The sequence below is a fragment of the Mycolicibacterium austroafricanum genome (assembly GCF_902705885.1).
Lineage (GTDB): Bacteria > Actinomycetota > Actinomycetes > Mycobacteriales > Mycobacteriaceae > Mycobacterium > Mycobacterium vanbaalenii_A.
In genome coordinates this window covers 31,312-50,692 of record NZ_CACSIP010000006.1, presented here as the reverse complement: position 1 = coordinate 50,692, position 19,381 = coordinate 31,312, and the positions used below count along the sequence as shown (strand labels likewise).

The 19,381-nt window shown below is 66.7% G+C and carries 21 protein-coding genes; 17 read left to right on the top strand and 4 right to left on the bottom strand.

Annotated features, from left to right (window positions below):
* Positions 1-71: 71 nt before the first annotated feature.
* Complete coding sequence (locus BEMPMBAN_RS05730) at positions 72-1,451, top strand: DUF349 domain-containing protein (protein ID WP_200845881.1); 1,380 nt, start codon at positions 72-74, stop codon at positions 1,449-1,451.
* On the opposite strand, the gene BEMPMBAN_RS05725 is transcribed toward BEMPMBAN_RS05730, so the two are convergent.
* Together BEMPMBAN_RS05725 and miaB are read right to left on the bottom strand one after the other, a co-directional pair.
* Positions 1,448-2,065 (bottom strand): Rv2732c family membrane protein, encoded by a 618-nt coding sequence (locus BEMPMBAN_RS05725; protein ID WP_425294933.1) that lies wholly within the window; start codon positions 2,063-2,065, stop codon positions 1,448-1,450. The genes BEMPMBAN_RS05730 and BEMPMBAN_RS05725 overlap by 4 nt on opposite strands.
* A complete protein-coding gene (gene miaB, locus BEMPMBAN_RS05720) occupies positions 2,053-3,582 on the bottom strand; it encodes a tRNA (N6-isopentenyl adenosine(37)-C2)-methylthiotransferase MiaB (protein WP_159229440.1) in 1,530 nt (509 codons plus the stop codon). The genes BEMPMBAN_RS05725 and miaB overlap by 13 nt, the downstream gene beginning before the upstream one ends.
* Positions 3,583-3,732: 150 nt before the next feature.
* On the opposite strand from miaB, the gene BEMPMBAN_RS05715 reads away from it, so the two are divergent.
* Genes BEMPMBAN_RS05715 through BEMPMBAN_RS05690 form a run of 6 tightly spaced genes read left to right on the top strand, consistent with a single transcriptional unit; the run spans position 3,733 to position 7,678 of the window.
* Positions 3,733-4,461 carry an amino acid ABC transporter ATP-binding protein gene (locus BEMPMBAN_RS05715; RefSeq protein ID WP_159229539.1) on the top strand — a complete coding sequence of 243 codons (729 nt, stop codon included), beginning with the start codon at positions 3,733-3,735 and terminating at the stop codon, positions 4,459-4,461.
* A 53-nt stretch (positions 4,462-4,514) separates the two neighbouring features.
* Positions 4,515-5,336 carry a glutamate ABC transporter substrate-binding protein gene (locus BEMPMBAN_RS05710; RefSeq protein WP_159229439.1) on the top strand — a complete coding sequence of 274 codons (822 nt, stop codon included), beginning with the start codon at positions 4,515-4,517 and terminating at the stop codon, positions 5,334-5,336.
* Positions 5,337-5,365: 29 nt separating this feature from the next.
* A complete protein-coding gene (locus BEMPMBAN_RS05705) occupies positions 5,366-6,049 on the top strand; it encodes an amino acid ABC transporter permease (protein ID WP_159229437.1) in 684 nt (227 codons plus the stop codon).
* A 31-nt stretch (positions 6,050-6,080) separates the two neighbouring features.
* Complete coding sequence (locus BEMPMBAN_RS05700; protein ID WP_159229435.1) at positions 6,081-6,962, top strand: amino acid ABC transporter permease; 882 nt, start codon at positions 6,081-6,083, stop codon at positions 6,960-6,962.
* Positions 6,963-6,989: 27 nt separating this feature from the next.
* Positions 6,990-7,415: a DUF1622 domain-containing protein gene (locus tag BEMPMBAN_RS05695; protein WP_159229433.1), complete on the top strand. Its 426-nt coding sequence runs from the start codon at positions 6,990-6,992 to the stop codon at positions 7,413-7,415.
* Entirely contained in the window at positions 7,412-7,678 is a 267-nt protein-coding gene (locus tag BEMPMBAN_RS05690) for a hypothetical protein (RefSeq protein WP_159229432.1), read from the top strand. Before BEMPMBAN_RS05695 ends, BEMPMBAN_RS05690 begins: the two co-directional genes overlap by 4 nt.
* Positions 7,679-7,686: 8 nt before the next feature.
* Here the strand turns inward: BEMPMBAN_RS05690 and recX are convergent, their stop codons facing one another.
* Together recX and recA are read right to left on the bottom strand one after the other, a co-directional pair.
* Positions 7,687-8,235, bottom strand: coding sequence for a recombination regulator RecX (gene recX / locus BEMPMBAN_RS05685; RefSeq protein WP_159229430.1), 549 nt, complete (start codon positions 8,233-8,235; stop codon positions 7,687-7,689).
* Positions 8,204-10,348 (bottom strand): intein-containing recombinase RecA, encoded by a 2,145-nt coding sequence (gene recA, locus BEMPMBAN_RS05680; RefSeq protein WP_159229428.1) that lies wholly within the window; start codon positions 10,346-10,348, stop codon positions 8,204-8,206. Before recA ends, recX begins: the two co-directional genes overlap by 32 nt.
* A 158-nt stretch (positions 10,349-10,506) precedes the next feature.
* Between recA and BEMPMBAN_RS05675 the strand changes: the two genes are divergently transcribed.
* The 10 genes from BEMPMBAN_RS05675 (at position 10,507) to BEMPMBAN_RS33095 (ending at position 19,373) form a co-directional block, all read left to right on the top strand.
* On the top strand, positions 10,507-11,403 hold the full coding sequence (locus BEMPMBAN_RS05675; protein WP_159229426.1) for an alpha/beta hydrolase: 897 nt from the start codon (positions 10,507-10,509) through the stop codon (positions 11,401-11,403).
* Between the two features lie 75 nt (positions 11,404-11,478).
* Positions 11,479-11,808: a hydrogenase maturation nickel metallochaperone HypA/HybF gene (locus BEMPMBAN_RS05670; RefSeq protein ID WP_159229424.1), complete on the top strand. Its 330-nt coding sequence runs from the start codon at positions 11,479-11,481 to the stop codon at positions 11,806-11,808.
* Positions 11,809-11,810: 2 nt separating this feature from the next.
* Entirely contained in the window at positions 11,811-12,632 is an 822-nt protein-coding gene (gene hypB / locus BEMPMBAN_RS05665) for a hydrogenase nickel incorporation protein HypB (RefSeq protein ID WP_159229422.1), read from the top strand.
* Positions 12,633-12,718: 86 nt separating this feature from the next.
* Positions 12,719-13,774 carry an NADH-quinone oxidoreductase subunit B family protein gene (locus tag BEMPMBAN_RS05660; protein WP_159229421.1) on the top strand — a complete coding sequence of 352 codons (1,056 nt, stop codon included), beginning with the start codon at positions 12,719-12,721 and terminating at the stop codon, positions 13,772-13,774.
* Positions 13,775-13,857: 83 nt separating this feature from the next.
* Positions 13,858-15,654: a nickel-dependent hydrogenase large subunit gene (locus BEMPMBAN_RS05655; RefSeq protein WP_159229420.1), complete on the top strand. Its 1,797-nt coding sequence runs from the start codon at positions 13,858-13,860 to the stop codon at positions 15,652-15,654.
* Positions 15,655-15,657: 3 nt separating this feature from the next.
* A complete protein-coding gene (locus BEMPMBAN_RS05650; protein WP_159229419.1) occupies positions 15,658-16,608 on the top strand; it encodes a NifU family protein in 951 nt (316 codons plus the stop codon).
* Complete coding sequence (locus BEMPMBAN_RS05645) at positions 16,608-17,261, top strand: DUF5947 family protein (RefSeq protein WP_159229418.1); 654 nt, start codon at positions 16,608-16,610, stop codon at positions 17,259-17,261. Before BEMPMBAN_RS05650 ends, BEMPMBAN_RS05645 begins: the two co-directional genes overlap by 1 nt.
* The gene (locus BEMPMBAN_RS05640) at positions 17,258-17,905 is read left to right on the top strand and encodes a DUF6084 family protein (RefSeq protein WP_159229417.1); all 648 of its coding nucleotides are present in this window, start codon (positions 17,258-17,260) and stop codon (positions 17,903-17,905) included. Before BEMPMBAN_RS05645 ends, BEMPMBAN_RS05640 begins: the two co-directional genes overlap by 4 nt.
* The gene (locus BEMPMBAN_RS05635; RefSeq protein ID WP_159229416.1) at positions 17,902-19,263 is read left to right on the top strand and encodes a hypothetical protein; all 1,362 of its coding nucleotides are present in this window, start codon (positions 17,902-17,904) and stop codon (positions 19,261-19,263) included. Before BEMPMBAN_RS05640 ends, BEMPMBAN_RS05635 begins: the two co-directional genes overlap by 4 nt.
* Complete coding sequence (locus tag BEMPMBAN_RS33095) at positions 19,254-19,373, top strand: DUF6893 family small protein (protein WP_425294932.1); 120 nt, start codon at positions 19,254-19,256, stop codon at positions 19,371-19,373. Before BEMPMBAN_RS05635 ends, BEMPMBAN_RS33095 begins: the two co-directional genes overlap by 10 nt.
* The last annotated feature ends 8 nt before the right edge of the window (positions 19,374-19,381 follow it).

Below are 19,381 nucleotides of genomic sequence, written 5' to 3'. Positions count from 1 at the left end.
AGTCAGCTGGTAGGCGCCGCTTAGCGCGGCAGGTGCGCGGGTGTCCGCGCGGAGGGCATGAGGTAACGGATATGACGATCACCGAGCCGGGCGGTTCCCAGGAGTTCGACCACGACGCCCCGAAGCCGAAGCCGGGGCCTGCCCGACCGGGACCAGGCTCGATGGGTCCGCGGCCCGGTGCGGTCCGACCGGGGCCGGGCCCCGTCGCCCCGGCCAAAGCCCCGACCGTCAGCCCCATCCCGGCCAGCGATCCCCACCGCTTCGGACGGGTCGACCCCGACGGCACGGTGTGGCTGATCACCGCCTCCGGAGAGCGTCAGATCGGGTCCTGGCAGGCCGGTGACACCGAAGCCGCCTACGAACATTTCGGCCGCCGCTTCGACGACCTGCACACCGAGGTGATGCTGCTCGAGCAGCGGCTGGCGTCGGGATCCGGTGATGCCCGCAAGATTCGCTCTGCCGCGTCCGCCCTCGCCGAGAGCCTGCCGGAGGCCCACGTGCTGGGAGACGTCGATTCGCTGGCCGGCCGGCTGCGGGCGATCGTCGAGCATGCCGAGACCGCCACCGCCGAGGAGAAGGCCAAACGCGAACAGGCCCGCGCCGAGCAGACGGCCCGTAAGGAGGCGCTCGCCGCCGAGGCAGAAGAGCTGGCCGCCAACTCGGTGCAGTGGAAGGCCACCGGCGACCGACTGCGGGCGATCCTCGACGAGTGGAAGACCATCACCGGCCTGGACCGCAAGACCGACGACGCGTTGTGGAAGCGCTACTCGGCGGCCCGCGAGACGTTCAACCGCCGCCGTGGTTCGCACTTCGCCGAACTCGACCGGGAGCGCGTCGGCGCCAAGCAGGCCAAGGAGTCACTGTGTGTGCGCGCGGAAGAGTTGTGTGACTCCACCGATTGGGGCGCCACCTCGGCGACGTTCCGCGAGCTGCTGACCGAGTGGAAAGCGGCGGGTCGCGCCGCCAAGGATGTCGACGACGCGTTGTGGCACAGGTTCAAATCCGCCCAGGACAAATTCTTCTCCGCCCGCAATGCGGCCAATGCCGAGCGTGACGCCGAGTTCCGCGCCAACGCCGAGGCCAAGGAGGCGTTGCTGGCCGAGGCAGAGAAGCTCGACAGCTCCGACCCGGACGCGGCGCGGGCGGCGCTGCGTGCCATCGGCGACAAGTGGGACGCCATCGGCAAGGTGCCGCGGGAACGCAGCGCAGACCTCGAGCGGCGGCTGCGCGCGATCGAGAAGAAGATCCGCGACACCCCCAGTGGCGGGGTGGACCCGGAGGCGCAGGCCAGGGCCGACCAGTTCCGGGTGCGAGCCGAGCAGTTCGAACGCCAGGCGGAGAAGGCCGCGGCCGCCGGTCGCAGCAAGGATGCCGAGCAGGCGAGGGCCAGCGCCGAGCAGTGGCGCCAGTGGGCCGATGCGGCAGCTGAGGCGCTGACCAAGAAGCGCTAGGTCCGGTCCGGGCTCTGAGGCCCGGCCTGTCCGTCGTCTCCGAAGTCGTCGAGCAGGCCCCGCTTCTGCCGGTCTGCGGCCATCCGGCGGCGATCTTCTTCGGTGGCCAACTGCAGCGCGGTGCGGGTCAGCACCACCCGGGCCCAGTTGTAGGTGAGCACGATCACCGCCAACCACGCCACGACCAGCCCGATTCCGGGGCCGGGGTACGGCTCGGGTGCGGTCTGGCGCGACCACACCGCCAGCAGGCCCATGAACGACGCCACCGTCGACCCGGCCAGCGCGACCCATGCCAGAGCCCAGCGACGGGCCACCAACGCCAGCATCGAGAAACCGACGCCGAAAACCAGCACGAACCAGGTGAAGACCCGCGACGGTAACGCGACACCGTCGCTGACGGCCGCCTCGGACCCGATCAGCGCGTCGAGTCCCCTGGCGCCGCCGGTGTGGGGCAGCAACATCGTCACCATCAGGACGAACACCAGCACGGCGATGGCCAACGCCCGTGCGCCGGGATCGATCTCGCGTGCGACACGCCGCTCGGCGTCTTCGAGGTCACCCTTGAAGGCCTCGAACTCGGGCCCGCCCCGGGATTCTGCGCTCATCGGGCACATCCGGTGGTCGCGGCCGCCGCCGCGGGCGGACCGACCCCGGGCATACCCAACCCGGTTCCGGTGCGGGGCTTCTGCCCCGCGGCATGGGCGTCACCCGCTCGGGTGCGGCGATACTCGATCACGCCGGCGTCGGCGATGAGGTGGTGTGGGGCGGCACCGGTGACGGTGGTGATGACGATGTCACCCGGGCGGATCCGGTCGACGCCGCCGGGGGCGAAGTGCACCAACCTGCCGTCGCGCGCCCGCCCCGACATCCGGGCGGTGCTGGCGTCTTTGCGGCCCTCGCCGGTAGCCACCAACACCTCGACGGTGCGCCCGATCTGATCGGCGTTCTCCTCGAGCGAGATCCGTTCCTGTAGCTCGATCAACCTTTGATAACGCTCGGAGACCACGGATTTGGCGACCTGGCCGTCGAGGCCCGCGGCCGGCGTGCCGGGCCGCTTGGAGTACTGGAAGGTGAACGCGCTGGAAAACCGCGCGGCGGCCACCACGTCAAGCGTCGCCTGGAAGTCCGCCTCGGTCTCACCCGGGAAGCCGACGATCAGGTCGGTGGTGATCGCCGCGTGCGGGATCGCGGCCCGGACCCGCTCGATGATGCCCAGGTACTTCTCGGCACGGTAGGACCGTCGCATCGCCCGCAGCACGGTGTCGGACCCCGACTGCAGCGGCATGTGCAGAGTCGGGCACACGTTCGGCGTCTCGGCCATCGCGTCGATGACGTCGTCGGTGAACTCAGCCGGGTGCGGCGAGGTGAAGCGGACCCGTTCCAGTCCGTCGATCCGACCGCAGGCGCGCAGCAACTTCGCGAAGGCGCCCCGGTCGCGGGGTTGGTCCGGGTCGGCGAACGACACACCGTAGGCGTTGACGTTCTGACCCAGCAGTGTGATCTCCAGCACACCCTGGTCGACCAGCGACCGCACTTCGGCGAGCACGTCATCGGGCCGGCGGTCGACTTCTTTGCCCCGTAGCGCGGGGACGATGCAGAACGTACAGGTGTTGTTGCAGCCCACTGAGATCGAAACCCATGCGGCATAACAGGATTCGCGACTGGCTGGAAGCGCCGACGGGAATTCGCGAAGCGCCTCCGCGATCTCGACCTGCGCCACCCGGTTGTGCCGGGCCCGGTCGAGCAGGGCGGGCAGCGAACCGATGTTGTGCGTGCCGAACACGACGTCCACATACGGGGCCTTGGCCAGCACCGTATCCCGGTCCTTCTGCGCCAGGCATCCGCCGACAGCGATCTGCATCTGGGGGTCGGCCTGCTTGCGGGGTGCCAGGTGGCTCAGGTTGCCATACAGCTTGTTGTCCGCGTTCTCGCGGACCGCGCACGTGTTGAACACGACGACATCGGCGTCACTGCCGTCGTCGGCGCGCCGGTATCCGGCCTCCTCGAGCAATCCGGCGAGCCGCTCGGAATCGTGCACGTTCATCTGACAGCCGTAGGTCCGGACCTGGTAGGTACGTGCGCGCCGAACGAGGGCTGCCTCGTTCGTCAGCTGCGTCACCGTGGAAGTCACGGCCCCATCCTACGGCCGGCCACCGGCGCGCTCGACGGCCGCGGCGACCCGCGCCTGCCCGCGGTGATCTGGGCGGATTGCTGAGTTCCAGGCAAGCTGAGCATTCCCTGGGTAAGGTCAGCACCCATGGAGAGCGCCCCTGCTGTGCCGATGATCTCGATGAAGTCGGTCAACAAGCACTTCGGCGACCTCCATGTCCTGCAGGACATCAACCTCGAGGTGGCCAAGGGACAGGTCGTCGTCGTGCTGGGCCCGTCGGGCTCCGGCAAGTCGACGTTGTGCCGAACCATCAACCGGTTGGAGACCATCGATTCGGGCACCATCGCCATCGACGGCACAGTGCTGCCGGACGAGGGCCGCAAGCTGGCGCAGTTGCGGTCCGATGTCGGGATGGTGTTCCAGTCGTTCAACCTGTTCGCGCACAAGACAATTGTCGAGAACGTGATGCTGGCACCGATGAAGGTCCGCAAGACACCCAAGGCTGCGGCACGCGAGAAGGCCATGAGCCTGCTCGAGCGGGTCGGGATCGCCAACCAGGCCGACAAGTACCCGGCTCAGCTGTCGGGCGGTCAGCAGCAGCGGGTCGCGATCGCCCGCTCGCTGGCGATGGACCCGAAGGTGATGCTGTTCGACGAGCCGACCAGTGCGCTGGACCCGGAGATGATCAACGAGGTGCTCTCGGTGATGGTCGCACTGGCCACCGAGGGCATGACCATGCTCGTCGTCACCCACGAGATGGGCTTCGCACGACGGGCCGCCAATCGTGTGGTGTTCATGTCCGACGGCGCCATCCTCGAGGACGCGGAGCCCGTGCAGTTCTTCGACCATCCCGAGACCGAACGCGCCAAGGACTTCCTCGGCAAGATTCTGCACCACTGACCACCGCTTCAACACCATCCGCCCCGGCGAAAGGAACACCGAGAATGGTTGCCATGTCTCAGATATCACTGTCCAAGCGAGTCTTGGGCGCAGTCGCACTCGCGGTCACGCTCCCGCTGGTCGCGACCGCGTGCGGTGGCGGTGGCGGTGGTGACAGCGACAGCATCGTCATCGGCACCAAGTTCGATCAGCCCGGTCTCGGCATGCAGAACCCCGACGGCACGATGAGCGGCTTCGACGTTGACGTGGCGACCTACGTCGCCGGCGAGCTGGGCTACACCCCCGAGCAGATCGAATGGAAGGAAGCGCCGTCGGCGCAGCGGGAGAACCTGATCCAGAACGGTCAGGTCGACTTCATCGCCGCCACCTACTCGATCACCGACTCCCGCAAGGAGAAGGTCGCGTTCGCCGGGCCGTACCTGATCACCGGGCAGAGCCTGCTGGTGCGGTCGGACAGCAACGACATCACCGGGGCGGCGTCGCTGGAGAACAACAAGATTCTCTGCTCGGTGTCGGGCTCGACACCGGCGCAGAAGATCAAGGACGAGTACCCGGCCGTGCAGCTGCAGCAGTACGACACCTACTCGGCCTGCATCGAGGCCCTCAAGAACGGCGCGGTGGACGCCGTGACGACCGATGAGGTCATTCTCGCCGGCTACGCCGCACAGTCGCCCGGCGCCTTCAAGATCGTCGGTGAGCAGTTCTCCGAGGAGCGCTACGGCATCGGCCTGAAGAAGGACGACGCCGAGATGCGCACCCAGATCAACGACGCGTTGACGAAGATGGAGGAAAGCGGCGCCTGGAAAGAGGCGTTCGACAAGAACCTCGGCCCCGCGGGCATCACCGCGCCGGCTCCCCCGCCGCTCGACAACTGAGGTCGGCTGGGTAACCAGGGGATTCTTCAGTGGAGGTTTTCACCGAGTATCGCGAGGAGATCTTCGGCGCGTTCTGGACGACGATCCAGCTGACGGTTTTCTCGGCGATCGGTGCGTTGGTCATCGGCACGGTGCTGGCCGCGATGCGCCTTGCGCCGGTGCCGATGCTCAACTGGATCGGCACGACGTATGTCAACACCGTGCGAAACACTCCACTGACGCTGATCATCCTGTTCTGCTCGTTCGGGTTGGCGCAGACGCTGGGCGTCACGCTGGCCGGCCGGCAGTCGCCGACGTTCATCGAGGACAGCAGCTTCCGGCTGGCGATGCTCGGGTTGACCGTCTACACCGCGGCGTTCGTCTGTGAAACCGTTCGCTCCGGGGTCAACACGGTGCCGCTCGGTCAGGCCGAAGCCGCCAGGTCCCTGGGCCTGACCTTCGGGCAGAACCTGACGATCGTGCTGCTACCGCAGGCGTTCCGCGCGGTGATCATTCCGATGGGGTCGGTGTTGATCGCCCTGACGAAGAACACCACGATCGCCTCGGCGATCGGGGTGGCGGAGGCGGCGTTGCTGATGAAGGAGATGATCGAGAACACCGCGGCGGTGCTGGTGGTCGGCGGCATCTTCGCGCTCGGGTTCGTCATCCTGACACTGCCGTTGGGGTTGTTCTTCGGCTGGCTGGGCAAGCGGATGGCGGTGTCGCAGGCATGATGAGCGCTCGGGCGACGGACGGACGGGCACGGTGAGCGGAGCCTCGGTTCTCTTCGACGCGCCGGGACCACGCGCCCGGGTACGCAATCACGTCATCAGTGCGGTCACCGCCGTCGTCGTGCTGGCGGTGGCCTGGGCGGTGTACACGCGACTGGACGCCAACGGGCAGCTCACCGCTGAGAAGTGGGAACCGTTCCTGACGGCGAACCTGTGGACCACCTACGTCCTGCCGGGAATCCGGGGCACACTCACGGCGGCGGTGGTGTCGATCGCACTGGCGCTGGTGCTGGGCTTCCTGCTCGGCGTCGGCCGGATGTCGAAACACACCGGCATCCGCTGGGCGTCGTCGGTGTTCGTCGAGTTCTTCCGCGCGGTACCGGTGCTGATCATGATGATCTTCGCCTACTTTCTGTACGCGTTCTACGGCGTCTTCCAGTCTCAGTACCTGGCGCTGGCCGGCGTGATCACCGGCTTGACGCTCTACAACGGCGCCGTCATCGCCGAGATCGTTCGCGCCGGGGTGCGCGCGCTGCCACGTGGGCAAGGCGAGGCGGCCTCGGCGTTGGGGCTGACATCCGGGCAGACGATGCGGGCAATCCTGCTCCCCCAAGCGGTCACGTCCATGCTGCCGGTGCTGATCTCGCAGCTGGTCGTGGTGCTCAAGGACACCGCGATCGGCTATCAGATCACGTTCGTCGAGATGGTCCGCCAGGGCACCGTCGTCGGTTCGTCCTACGGAAACTACATTCCGGCGTTGATCGTCATCGCGCTGCTGATGATCAGCGTCAACTTCGCGTTGTCGTGGTTTGCGACCTGGCTGGAGAAGCGCATGCGACGGGCGCGGCGCGGCGGCGCGGAACTCGAGCCCGATGAGATCGAACAGGAGGGTGTGCCCGGTGCGAAGGTCGAGTGACCCTGGCCGGGCGCACCTGAACCTGACATGAGCCAGTCTCTGCACGCGTTCGAGGTGCTGCCCGAGTCAGCGCTGCGCGAGATGGTCGACCTGATGGTGCGCCTCATCGAAGGCTGCGGCGCGATCGTCATCATGATCGGCGCGATCGTCGCCATCACGAAGTTCGCCATCGCGCTGGCACGGCGCGACATCAACCAGTTCTCGGCGGTGCGGCTGTCGCTGGCCCGGTTCCTGGTGCTGGGCCTGGAATTCCAGCTTGCCGCCGACGTGCTGCGGACAGCGATCTCACCGTCCTTCGAGGAGATCGGCAAGCTGGCCGCGATCGCAGCCATCCGCACGATCCTGAACTACTTCCTCAACCGTGAGATCGCCCAGGAGCAGCGCGAAATCGAGGGAGCCCGATCACGTCCCGGGCTCCCGCGCTCGACCACGGAACCACCCCCGGCCCCATGAGCGCGGTCATCACCGCGTCCTGGTGCCTTGCTCTTGCCGGACTACTGCTCGGACTTGCTGCCCTGGCGGTGTTCGGCCGACCAATGGTCGCACTACGCGCGATGGTGGATCTGTTCGTCGCCGCAGGCCTACTGCGGTTGAGCGCCGACCTGTCCTGGGCGGCAATCGCATCCACCGTCGCCGTGATCGCGGTGCGGTTGATACTCACTCGAAGCCTGGCATCGGATATCGGCGCCGCTGCGCGCAACGCGCACGCCAGTTAGGCCACCGACTACACCCTGCGACGTTCCCTCTCATTCGCCAGCTCCGCGGTGACCACGTCGAGGGCCATCGACTGCCCGTATCCACGACGAGCGAGCATCCCGACAAGCCGGCGTGCCACCTTGTTCTCCGCATCCCTGTCGTCCGGGTCGCCGAGTTTTTCCCGACGCAACTTGTCCCGCACCAGTTGCTCGGCACGGGTCCGCTCAGCGCCTGCATCGATATCCGCAAGCGCAGCGGTGATCACCTCGTTGTCGACGCCCTTGGTGCGCAGTTCGGCAGCCAGCGCGCGCTTACCCTTGCCGGCGTTGATCCGTCGTGAACGCACCCACTGCTCGGCGAACTCCTCGTCATCGACCAGCCCCACATCGGCCAGCCTGTCGAGCACGTGTGCGCCCACATCGTCGGGATAACCCCGCTTCTGCAGCTGGCCGGCCAACTCGGCCCGGGTGCGCGCCCGCGCGGTGAGCAGGCGCAGGCACAGCGCCCTGGCCTGCTCTTCCCGTGACGGCGACTCTGCCGGCGACTCAGAAGTCGACGGGGGTGGGAAGCGCGTCATCAGCCACTGCCTCATCAGTCACCACGGCGCCGATGCCGAGCTTCTCCTTGATCTTCTTCTCGATCTCGGCGGCGATCTCGGGGTTCTCGATCATGAAGTTGCGGGCGTTTTCCTTGCCCTGGCCCAGCTGTTCACCCTCGTAGGTGAACCACGACCCGGACTTACGGATGAAGCCCTGCTCGACCCCCATGTCGATGAGCGAGCCCTCCTTGGAGATGCCCTTGCCGTAGAGGATGTCGAACTCGGCCTGCTTGAACGGCGGCGACACCTTGTTCTTGACGATCTTGACCCGGGTGCGGTTGCCGACCGCGTCGGTGCCGTCCTTGAGGGTCTCGATGCGGCGGACGTCCAGACGCACTGACGAATAGAACTTCAAAGCCTTTCCGCCCGTGGTTGTTTCGGGCGAGTTGTGCACCATGACACCGTCGACGAAATAGTTGTGATTGCCCTCCACCTCGATGTCGAAGCGGTTCATCGACCGGGTATGAGGCTTGACGTGGACGTCGAGCACCTGCGCAGGCACCAATCTCTGACTCGGCTCTACGAACTGTGGCGTCACCCGCCCACGGCCGCGGAACCGTGGGAGCAGCTTGTAGTCCATCGACGGTGCCATGTACGGCGCCACCATCTCCTGGAACTGCGCCGAGGCCGCTGTGGAGAACACCAGCACGGCCTTGTCCGACGCACCTGCCGAGCGCAATCGCACGTCGAGCCCGTGGGCGTCACGCAGGTAGTCACACAGTCGGACCCGCGAACCCTCGGTCATTGCTTCTAGACAGATCTCGATGCGCCCGCTGCCGCCCTCGGTCCGCTGCTGCAAGCCCTTGGACCGAACGGTGAAACTCCCGTCATCCATGTACCAGACGGCCAATGCGAGCGGGGTCAGCGCCTTGAGATAATCCTCCGACAGAAACTTCTTGCCGTCGCCGAGGTATACCGCACGGCGCAACTCACCGAGCTCGGGCAGCGGCGTGAAGTCTGCGAACCGCGAACCTTTGTCGTTCTCGCGGACCGAATGTTTGATGTTGCCAAGCAGATCGGTTTTCCACTGCAGATAATCCAGCTGCTTGGCACCGTGCCCCATACGGAACCGGACACCGTTGCGGTCGCGACGATTCGGCGACAGGTTCCCGTCGCCCATGAGCGAACCCAGGATCACCTGGAACTGCTGCTCACTGAGCAGGTGCGGCTCTGCGGCCATGACACGGTCACCGGCGATGATGTCACCGGCTTCGGTCCATCCCGAGGGCGTCCGGATCAGGTGATTCGGGGTGGCCGCGAATTGCGACCTGCCGTTACCTCCGGACTTCGCGACAGTGAACTGCAGGAACTGCTCCGCCCGCCCGTTGTTGAACCAGTTCACCACTTTGCGGGGCGCGATCTGATCGGTGACCGGGTCGTAGGACATCACCTCGACGTCCATTTTGTTGTTGACGATCTTGCCGATCTTCTCGGTCGTCCCGTCAGCCAGCTGCACCCGAGTGCCGTAGGAGAAACACCCGAACATCACTCCGATCTTCTCGCGGAGCTGGTTGATGAAGATGGCGGTGGTACCCGAGTTGCTCAGCGCACCGGTGATCTTGCGGAGCGCCTGGCTCATCAGACGGGCCTGCAGACCGACGTGGCTGTCGCCCATCTCTCCCTCGATCTCGGCCCGCGGGACCAGCGCGGCGACGGAGTCGATGACCAGGATGTCCAGGGCACCGGACCGGATGAGCATGTCGGCGATCTCCAGCGCCTGCTCGCCGGTGTCCGGCTGGGACACCAGCAGTGCGTCTGTGTCGACGCCCAGCTTTTTGGCGTAGTCGGGATCGAGCGCGTGCTCGGCGTCGATGAATGCCGCGATCCCGCCTGCGGCCTGCGCATTGGCGACAGCGTGCAGCGCCACGGTGGTCTTGCCGGAGGACTCCGGGCCGTAGATCTCGATGACCCGGCCGCGCGGCAGGCCACCGATGCCCAGTGCGACGTCGAGCGCGATCGACCCGGTGGGGATGACCGATATCGGCTGGCGGACCTCGTCGCCGAGCCGCATCACCGAACCCTTGCCGTGACTCTTCTCGATTTGGGCGAGAGCCAGCTCGAGGGCCTTCTCGCGGTCGGGCGCTTGCGCCATGGTGATACCTCTTCCGGTAGTCGTTGTTGACCGGTTCTCGGTCGGTTGGCCGTGACGTTAGATCAGGGCACCGACAAGTCACTGCGTCGAACGCTCCCCACAGTAGACGAACAGGTGTTCGATTCAAGCAGACACGCCGACGGACTACGTTGTCGAGCATGACGGCAGCACAGGACCTCCGGATCCCGAGCCGCGGCGAGCAGCTCGCCGCCTACCTCTACCGGCCGCGGGACCCGGGCCCATCCCCCTGCATCGTCATGGCCCACGGCTTCTGCGGCACCCGCGACGACGGGCTGCCCCCATACGCCGAGGCGTTCCGCGACGCCGGGTACGTCGTGGTGCTCTTCGACTACCGGCACTTCGGCGCCTCGACCGGCAGACCGCGCCAGCTGCTCGACATCCGCCGCCAGCAGCAGGACTACCACTCCGTCGTCGAATGGGCGCGCAGGCAGGACGGCATCGATCCGGATCGGATCGTCCTGTGGGGATCGTCCTTCAGCGGCGGCCACGTGCTGGCCGTCGCCGCCGACGATCCCCGGATCGCGGCGGTGATCTCCCAGGCTCCCTTCACCGACTCCATCGCCGCCCTGCGGCAGGTGCCGCTGCGGACCGCGGCGGCTCTCACCGTCGACGGGGTGCGCGATCAACTGGAGGCCTGGCGCGGCCGCCCGCCCCGGCTGGCGCCCGCTATCGGCGACCCGGGCGACATCGCCGCCATGACCTCCCCCGGCGCCCGGCCCGGTTATGAGGCCATCGTGGGCGGGGATTCGCTGTGGCGCAACGCGTTCGCAGCGCGGCTGATGCTGCGCTTCCCGTTCTACCGGCCCGGCCGCAAAGCCTCGCGGCTCCAGATGCCACTGCTGGTGTGCGTCTGTGACAACGACACCACCACGCCACCGGGACCGACGGAGAAGGCTGCGCACCGGGCGCTACGCGGCGAACTGCGCCGGTACCCCTACGACCACTTCGACATCTACTCAGACCCGCAAGTCAAGACCGACCAGATCGACTTCCTGCGCCGGGTGCTGCCGGAAGGCGCGCCGCGGCCCGCGTGACGGGGCACCGGCCGATTCGTGGACACTCGCCGGACTCCGGCCTATCGTGGGCTCACCCGGCCAGAACGGGGCGACATGCACGAAATGGCGATCACACAGAGCGTCGTCGACGCGGTATGCGAACACGCCGCCGGACGACGGGTACACAGCGTCAAACTCGAAGTCGGCGCGCTGTGCGCGATCGTGCCGGCGGCGATGGAGTTCTGCTTCGGCCTGGCGGTCGAGGGCACCGTCGCCGACGGCGCCACGCTCGAGGTCGACGTCCGACCTGGCGCCGCGCGGTGCCGAAGCTGTGCTGTCCGTTTCGAACTGAGCGACCCGATCCTGTTGTGCCCCTGCGGCAGTGCCGACGTAGAGGTGCTCGAAGGCCGGGACCTGCGGATCATGTCGATGGAAGTGAGCTGACCATGTGCGCTACCTGTGGCTGCGGCGCAGACGACGCCGTCATCACGCTGGCCGGCCACCACCATCCGCACGATCACGACCATCCGCACGATCACGACCATCGGGACCACCACATCCACACCGAGACGATCACCCTCGAGCAGAAGGTCCTCGCGAAGAACGATCTGGTCGCCGAGGAGAATCGCCGGTGGCTGGCCGACCGCAAAATCCTGGCGCTCAACATGACGAGCTCGCCGGGAGCCGGAAAGACAACGCTCCTGGAACGCACGATCCGCGACCTGGGCGGACAACGGCCGATCGCGGTCATCGAGGGAGATCAGGAAACGCTGCTCGACGCGAACCGCATCCGCGCCGCCGGCGCCCGCGCGGTCCAGATCAACACCGGCGCGGGCTGCCACCTCGATGCCGACATGGTGCGGCGCGCCCTCGACACCCTCGACCCGGAACCCGGTTCGCTGTTGTTCATCGAGAACGTGGGCAATCTCGTCTGCCCGGCCATGTTCGACCTCGGGGAGAACAGCAAGGTCGTTGTGATCTCGGTGACCGAAGGCGCGGACAAGCCGCTGAAGTACCCCCACATGTTCGCCGCCGCGGGGTTGGTCGTCATCAACAAAACGGACCTGCTGCCGTATGTCGACTTCGATCTCGAGGCGTGTGCCGAATATGCACGGTCGCTGAACGCCGGCGTCAATATACTGCCGCTGTCAGCGACAAGTGGTGATGGTATCGCCGATTGGTACGACTGGATCAAGGTTCTGGCAAACCGAGCCGAAAGCGGGCAGATGTCACTGCATTCCGTTGACAAGACAAACTCGCCGGAGTAGACCCAGAGTTAGCGCCACGCAAGTGGGCCGAGGGTCGACTCCATTGGCGCAGGGCTCCCCAGCCCGGAGCTCGGAAAGCTGTGACAATGCCGACAGAGGCAGCAGTCAAAGCGGAAGAGGCATTGATCCACGTGCTGTGGATCAACGCCGGATTGAGTTGCGACGGTGATTCTGTGGCGTTGACTGCCGCCACCCAACCCAGCATCGAGGAGATCGCCCTGGGCGCGCTCCCCGGGCTACCCAAGATCGCCGTGCACTGGCCCCTCATCGATTTCGAGTGTGGGCCCAATGGAGGTGCCGACGACTTCCTCGAATGGTTCTTCAAAGCAGACAGAGGCGAACTGGAACCGTTTGTGTTGGTCGTCGAGGGATCGATTCCCAACGAGCAGCTCCATGACGAAGGGTATTGGTGTGGTTTCGGCAATGACCCGGCAACGGGGCAGCCGATGACGACCAGCGAGTGGCTCGACCGGCTCGCGCCCAAGGCGACCGCGATCGTCGCTGTCGGCACCTGCGCCACCTACGGCGGAATCCATGCGATGGCAGGCAATCCGACCGGCGCCATGGGAGTCCCCGATTATCTGGGGTGGGAGTGGAAGAGCAAGGCCGGCATCCCCATCGTGTGCGTGCCTGGTTGTCCGATTCATCCGGACAACCTCTCGGAAACCCTGACGTACCTGCTGTACATGGCAACGGACCAGGCGCCGATGATCCCGCTGGACGAGGCACTGCGGCCACAATGGCTGTTCGGTCAGACTGTTCACGAGGGGTGCGACCGGGCCGGCTACTACGAGCAGGGCGACTTCGCCACCGAGTACGGCTCGCCGAAATGCATTGTCAAGCTGGGCTGCTGGGGTCCAGTGGTCAAGTGCAACGTGCCCAAACGCGGCTGGATCAACGGAATCGGCGGCTGCCCGAACGTGGGCGGGATCTGCATCGGGTGCACCATGCCGGGCTTCCCGGACAAGTTCATGCCGTTCATGGACGAGCCCCCCGGCGGCAAGGTGTCGACCACGGCGTCCGGCCTGTACGGCTCCGTCATCCGCAGCCTGCGCCAGATTACCGGCAAGACGGTGGACAAAGAGCCCAAGTGGCGCCACCGCGGTCCGAACCTCGAAAGCGGAGCGACTCGCACCTGGTAGCGGCGCACCGGGCGTGCCCTCGTGACACCCGGTGTCGAATCATCGCCTCGTGCAGCATATCTAGACGAAAGAAGCAGATCTCGATGACCACCATCATCCCCGAGCCGTCCCATGTGAAGCGCGATCCCGGCCAACTGGTAGAGATGGCGTGGGATCCCATCACCAGGATCGTCGGCAGCCTCGGCATCTACACCAAGATCGATTTCGAGAACCGGGAGGTCGTCGAGTGCCACAGCACGTCGTCGATTTTCCGCGGTTACTCGATCTTCATGAAGGGTAAGGACCCCCGCGACGCCCACTTCATCACCAGCCGCATCTGCGGGATCTGTGGCGACAACCACGCCACCTGCTCCTGTTACGCGCAGAACATGGCCTACGGGGTGCAGCCGCCGCATGTGGCCGAGTGGATCGTCAACCTCGGAGAAGCTGCGGAATACATGTTCGACCACAACATCTTCCAGGAGAACCTGGTGGGGGTCGACTACTGCGAGAAGATGGTCGCCGAGACCAACCCGAGTGTGCTGGCCAAGGCGGAGAACACCCGATCACCGCATGCCGACATGCACGGCTACCGGACCATCGCCGACATCATGCGCGCGCTCAACCCGTTCACCGGCGACTTCTACCGGGAGGCCTTGCAGGTCAGCCGGTGGACCCGGGAGATGTTCTGCCTGATGGAGGGGCGGCACGTGCATCCCTCCACGCTGTATCCCGGCGGTGTGGGCACCACGGCGACCATCCAGTTGATGACCGACTACATGACCCGGTTGATGCGCTACGTCGAGTTCATGAAGAAGGTCGTGCCGATGCACGACGACCTTTTCGACTTCTTCTACGAGGCGCTGCCCGGTTACGACCAGGTGGGGCTGCGACGCACGCTGCTCGGGTGCTGGGGTTCGTTCCAGGACCCCGAGCACTGCAACTTCGCCTACAAGGACATGGAGAACTGGGGCCGAAAGATGTTCGTCACCCCCGGCGTGGTGGTCGATGGCAAGCTGGTCACCACGTCGCTGGTGGACATCAACGTCGGCATCCGGATCCTTTTGGGCAGTTCGTATTACGACGACTGGGAAGACCAGGAGATGTTCGTCAAGACCGACCCGCTGGGCAATCCGGTGGATCGGCGGCACCCGTGGAATCAGCACACAAATCCCAAGCCGCAGAAGCGCGACTTCGACGACAACTACAGCTGGGTGATGTCGCCGCGCTGGTTCGACGGCAAGGACCATCTGGCGCTGGACACCGGCGGCGGCCCGCTGGCCCGGTTGTGGTCCACCGCACTGGCCGGGCTGGTCGACATCGGCTACGTGAAATCCACCGGTCACAGCGTGCAGATCAACCTGCCGAAGACCGCGTTGATGGGGCCGGTCGAGTTCGAATGGAGGATCCCGCAGTACGGGAGCAACACGCTGGAACGCAACCGGGCCCGTACCTACTTCCAGGCTTACGCTGCCGCCAGCGCGCTGCACTTCGCCGAGAAGGCACTGGTGGAGATCCGGGCCGGGCGCACCAAGACCTGGGAGAAGTTCGAAGTCCCCGAGGAGGGCATCGGTTGCGGCTTCACCGAGGCGGTGCGCGGGGTCCTGTCACACCACATGGTGATCCGCGACGGAAAGATCGCGAACTACCACCCGTACCCACCGACACCGTGGAACGCCAATCCACGCGACAGTTACGGCACCCCAGGCCCTTACGAGGACGCGGTGCAGGGACAGCCGATTTTCGAGGAGAACAGCCGGGAGAACTTCAAGGGCATCGACATCATGCGCACGGTGCGCAGCTTCGATCCGTGTCTGCCGTGCGGGGTGCACATGTATCTGGGTGACGGCAAGAGCCTGGACATGCTGCACTCCCCCACTCAGTCGATCACCGGGGAATAACGTATGGGCCCGGCTGGACCGTCACCCGTGGACGTATCCATGGCAGAGACGCAGTGGCGCACGGCGGGCGATCGGATACAAGCGCTGCTCGACGCCAGCGCAGTCAGCGGTGCCGCCGCCCGGGAACGCGCCGAGCACCTCGTGCGGGAGGTGACCGACCTGTACGGCGCGGCGCTGGCGCGGCTGATGGGGCACGCGGTGCAGGTGTCCCCCGAGCTCGCCGACGAACTCGCCGCCGACGACCTGGTCGCCAGCCTGCTGCTGGTGCACGGCCTGCACCCGCATTCGGTCGAGCGGCGGATCACCGACGCGTTGGACACCGTTCGGCCGTATCTGGGGTCGCACGGCGGCGACGTGCACCTGCTGCACGTCGACGGCGACGTGGTTCGGCTGCAGTTCTCCGGCAGCTGTAAGAGCTGCCCGTCGTCGGCCGTCACGCTCGAGTTGGCGGTCGAGGACGCGGTGCGCGCCGCCGCACCGGAGGTCTCCTCGATCGAAGTCGTCGCCGCGGAACCGCAGCCGGACACGGTGTCGGCGTCGAACATCATTCCGGCGCAGTCGCTGCTGGACCGGGTGCACGCCGCGCACGCACCCGCGGCCTGGCATCCGGTCCCCGAGCTGGCAGAGCTGTCACCCGGTGAGGTGGGCGGTTTCCGGGTCGCGGACGTGACCGTGCTGGCCTGCCGCGTCGGTGACGACGTGTACGCCTACCGGGACCGCTGCGGTGGCTGTGGTGCATCATTGGCGGGCGCGGTACTGCACCGCCGGATGGCCTCCGCCGATGTCGTGTTGCGGTGTCCCAGCTGCCACGCGCACTTCGACGTCGTGCATGCCGGGGCCTCGATCGACGGGAGCGGCGGGGACGCGGCCCATCTGGACCCGGTCCCGGTGCTGACGCGAGACGGCGTGCTGTCGATGGCGCTGCCTCGCCCCTCCGCCGAGAGCGTGGCCTGATGAGCTCGGCGAGCGCCTACGACGTGCTGGCCCGCATCCGGGGCAACCGCACGGCGCCGCCGGCTGCCGGCGAAAGCTGTGAGATGTGTGCCGAACGCATCGCCGACGAGCACCAGCACGTGGTGAACGTCGAAGGCCGCCAACTGATGTGCGTGTGCCGTGGCTGCTATCTGCTGTTCACCGATCAGCACGCCACGCTGCGCTACCGTGCAGTGCCCGACCGCTATCTGGCGTTCCCACAGTTCGCCCTCGACCGCCGACGGTGGGAGGCCCTGCAGATTCCGGTCGGGGTCGCGTTCTTCTTCCGCAACTCCCACCTGGGCCGCACTGTGGCGTTCTATCCCGGCCCGGCCGGGGCCACCGAGTCCGAACTGGATCTGGAATCCTGGAATGACCTGCGGACCGCCGACCCGCGGGTCGGCATCCTCGCCGACGACACCGAGGCTCTGCTGGTGCGCGTCCTCGCCGCCGGCCGTCACGACGCCGGCGCGGCCGAGCCGGTGTGCCATCTACTGCCGATCGACGCCTGCTACGAGTTCGTCGGCCGGCTGCGGATGCTGTGGCGGGGTTTCGACGGCGGGCAACAGGCGCGTAGCTACATGGACGAGTTCTTCGCGTCCGTCGCGGCCCGCAGCAAGGTGGTCACCGGATGACGGGGACCGAGGTGACGTTCGCGGTGCTCGACGTAGCGCCGGAACCGTACGCGGTCACTCCCGTCCTGACCGCCCGGGTGGGCATCGCCGCGGTCGGCGACGAACCGATCCACGCGATCGCACTGCGCTGCCAGGTTCGGATAGATCCGCTGCGGCGCAGCTACTCCGACGAGGAGGCGCAGGGCCTGACCGATCTCTTCGGCGCCCGCGACCGATGGGCCACCACCCAGCACACGTTCCTGTGGCAGCACACCACCGCCATGGTGCCCGGGTTCACCGGGGCCACCCAGGTCGATCTGCCGCTGCAGTGCACCTACGACTTCGAAGTGTCCTCCGCGAAGTACCTGCATGCCCTCCGCGACGGGGCGGTGCCGTTGCAGTTCTTGTTCAGCGGCACCGTGTTCGTCCAGGGAAGCCGTGGCTTCTCGGTCCTGCAGGTGCCGTGGGACCGGGAAGACCGCCACCACATGCCGGTGTCGGTGTGGCGGGACCTGATCGACCAGCACTTCCCGAACACCGGTTGGCTGCGACTGGACCGCGACACCGTCGACGCTCTCGCGCACTACCGGTCTGCACACGCCCTGCTGTCCCACGACGAGGCGATCCTGGCGCTGTTGTCCCGGGCCAGCGAGGACGTGCGATGAGCGCCGACTGGGTCCGGGCCCGCGCCGTCGCCGACGCCGTGCTCTACGAGGGGTATCTGCTCTACCCGTACCGCGCGACGTCCGCCAAGAACCAGTCCCGCTGGCAGTTCGGGGTGCTCGGCCCGCAAGACGCCGAACAATGCGGCATCGGCGAGAACAGCACGCTGTCGGCTGACGTGCTGGTCCAGCGGGGAGGGGCCGCGACCTTGTCAGTCGTCGTCCGCTTCCTGCAGTTGCAGCACCGGGCAGTCGAACGCGCCACCGGCGACGGTGGTTTCGAAGCTGTCGACGAACTCATCGCCGGTGACCGATCGTGGCTGCGGTGGGACGAGGCGGTCGAACACGAGATCCCGTTCGGTCCGATCCCCCTCGGCGACATCCAGGGCACCCTGCGACTTCCGCTGGTGATCCCCGCGGGCAGCGACATCGAGACTGTCGACGCCGGTCGCCTGGTCCGCACCCGGCGCGAACTGCGCGCCGAGCTGACCCTGGCAGCGGCGTCGGACGGCGGATTGACCAGGGTGAGCGTGGCGGTGCACAACATCGCCCCGCCCGCCACCGACAAGGACGACGCGATCGCCACATCGCTGATCGGCACCCACGCGCTGACGGAAGTGCAGGGCGGGCAGTTCGTCTCGCTGCTGGAACCGCCCCCGGATGCCGCCGCCGCGGTAGCACGCTGCCGGCGCCACCGCTGCTTCCCGGTCCTGGCCGGACCCGCCGGGGCCCGTGACCTGATGCTGATCTCGCCGATCATCCTGTACGACCACCCCGAGATCGCCGAACAGAGCGACGGTGCGCTCTACGACTCCACCGAGATCGACGAGATCCTCACCTTGCGCATCATGACGATGACCGACCAGGAGAAGGCCCAAGCCCGGGCCACCGACCCGCTCGCCGCAGCGCTCATCGACCGCTGCGACATGATGTCACCGGAGGCGCTGCTCAACCTCCATGGCGTGCTGCGGGATCCGCACGCCGCGGCTGCGGACACGGGCCTCATCCCGCAGATCCCCGAAGGCGTCGACTGGTGGGATCCGATGGCCGACAACGCCGTGAACCCCGGGGTGGATGCCGTGCTGGTGAACGGTATGCCTGTGAGCTGCGGCAGCCGGGTCCGGCTGCGGCCCACCCGACGAGCCGACGCCCAGGATCTGTTCTACATGGACCGGGTCGCGCGCGTTACGTCGGTGCACGAGACCGTCGACGGCGAGACTCATGTCGGCGTGGTGATCGAGGACGATCCGGCGGCCGACCTGCACGAATGGTACGGCCGTTACCTGTATTTCGCACCTGACGAGGTCGAACCTCTCGACGCTCAGGATCTCGGCTCGGAAAGGAGTTCGACATGGAGGTAGTCGGCTGGATCGCCACGGTGGTGGCGGCAGTGGTTGTTGTGCTGGCGGTGACGCTCGGCATTCGGTCCATACCCGATGCGCAGCGCTACCTGAAGATGCGCCGGATGTAGCAGGTCGG

What these genes read in the sequence shown, in the direction of transcription:
- BEMPMBAN_RS05730 (WP_200845881.1), top strand. Translation starts at nt 72, where the DNA reads ATGACGATCACCGAGCCGGGCGGTTCCCAGGAGTTCGACCACGACGCC.
- BEMPMBAN_RS05725 (WP_425294933.1), bottom strand. Translation starts at nt 2,065, where the DNA reads ATGTGCCCGATGAGCGCAGAATCCCGGGGCGGGCCCGAGTTCGAGGCC.
- BEMPMBAN_RS05715 (WP_159229539.1), top strand. Translation starts at nt 3,733, where the DNA reads ATGATCTCGATGAAGTCGGTCAACAAGCACTTCGGCGACCTCCATGTC.
- BEMPMBAN_RS05710 (WP_159229439.1), top strand. Translation starts at nt 4,515, where the DNA reads ATGTCTCAGATATCACTGTCCAAGCGAGTCTTGGGCGCAGTCGCACTC.
- BEMPMBAN_RS05695 (WP_159229433.1), top strand. Translation starts at nt 6,990, where the DNA reads ATGAGCCAGTCTCTGCACGCGTTCGAGGTGCTGCCCGAGTCAGCGCTG.
- BEMPMBAN_RS05690 (WP_159229432.1), top strand. Translation starts at nt 7,412, where the DNA reads ATGAGCGCGGTCATCACCGCGTCCTGGTGCCTTGCTCTTGCCGGACTA.
- recX (WP_159229430.1), bottom strand. Translation starts at nt 8,235, where the DNA reads ATGACGCGCTTCCCACCCCCGTCGACTTCTGAGTCGCCGGCAGAGTCG.
- recA (WP_159229428.1), bottom strand. Translation starts at nt 10,348, where the DNA reads ATGGCGCAAGCGCCCGACCGCGAGAAGGCCCTCGAGCTGGCTCTCGCC.
- BEMPMBAN_RS05675 (WP_159229426.1), top strand. Translation starts at nt 10,507, where the DNA reads ATGACGGCAGCACAGGACCTCCGGATCCCGAGCCGCGGCGAGCAGCTC.
- BEMPMBAN_RS05670 (WP_159229424.1), top strand. Translation starts at nt 11,479, where the DNA reads ATGCACGAAATGGCGATCACACAGAGCGTCGTCGACGCGGTATGCGAA.
- hypB (WP_159229422.1), top strand. Translation starts at nt 11,811, where the DNA reads ATGTGCGCTACCTGTGGCTGCGGCGCAGACGACGCCGTCATCACGCTG.
- BEMPMBAN_RS05660 (WP_159229421.1), top strand. Translation starts at nt 12,719, where the DNA reads ATGCCGACAGAGGCAGCAGTCAAAGCGGAAGAGGCATTGATCCACGTG.
- BEMPMBAN_RS05655 (WP_159229420.1), top strand. Translation starts at nt 13,858, where the DNA reads ATGACCACCATCATCCCCGAGCCGTCCCATGTGAAGCGCGATCCCGGC.
- BEMPMBAN_RS05650 (WP_159229419.1), top strand. Translation starts at nt 15,658, where the DNA reads ATGGGCCCGGCTGGACCGTCACCCGTGGACGTATCCATGGCAGAGACG.
- BEMPMBAN_RS05645 (WP_159229418.1), top strand. Translation starts at nt 16,608, where the DNA reads ATGAGCTCGGCGAGCGCCTACGACGTGCTGGCCCGCATCCGGGGCAAC.
- BEMPMBAN_RS05640 (WP_159229417.1), top strand. Translation starts at nt 17,258, where the DNA reads ATGACGGGGACCGAGGTGACGTTCGCGGTGCTCGACGTAGCGCCGGAA.
- BEMPMBAN_RS05635 (WP_159229416.1), top strand. Translation starts at nt 17,902, where the DNA reads ATGAGCGCCGACTGGGTCCGGGCCCGCGCCGTCGCCGACGCCGTGCTC.
- BEMPMBAN_RS33095 (WP_425294932.1), top strand. Translation starts at nt 19,254, where the DNA reads ATGGAGGTAGTCGGCTGGATCGCCACGGTGGTGGCGGCAGTGGTTGTT.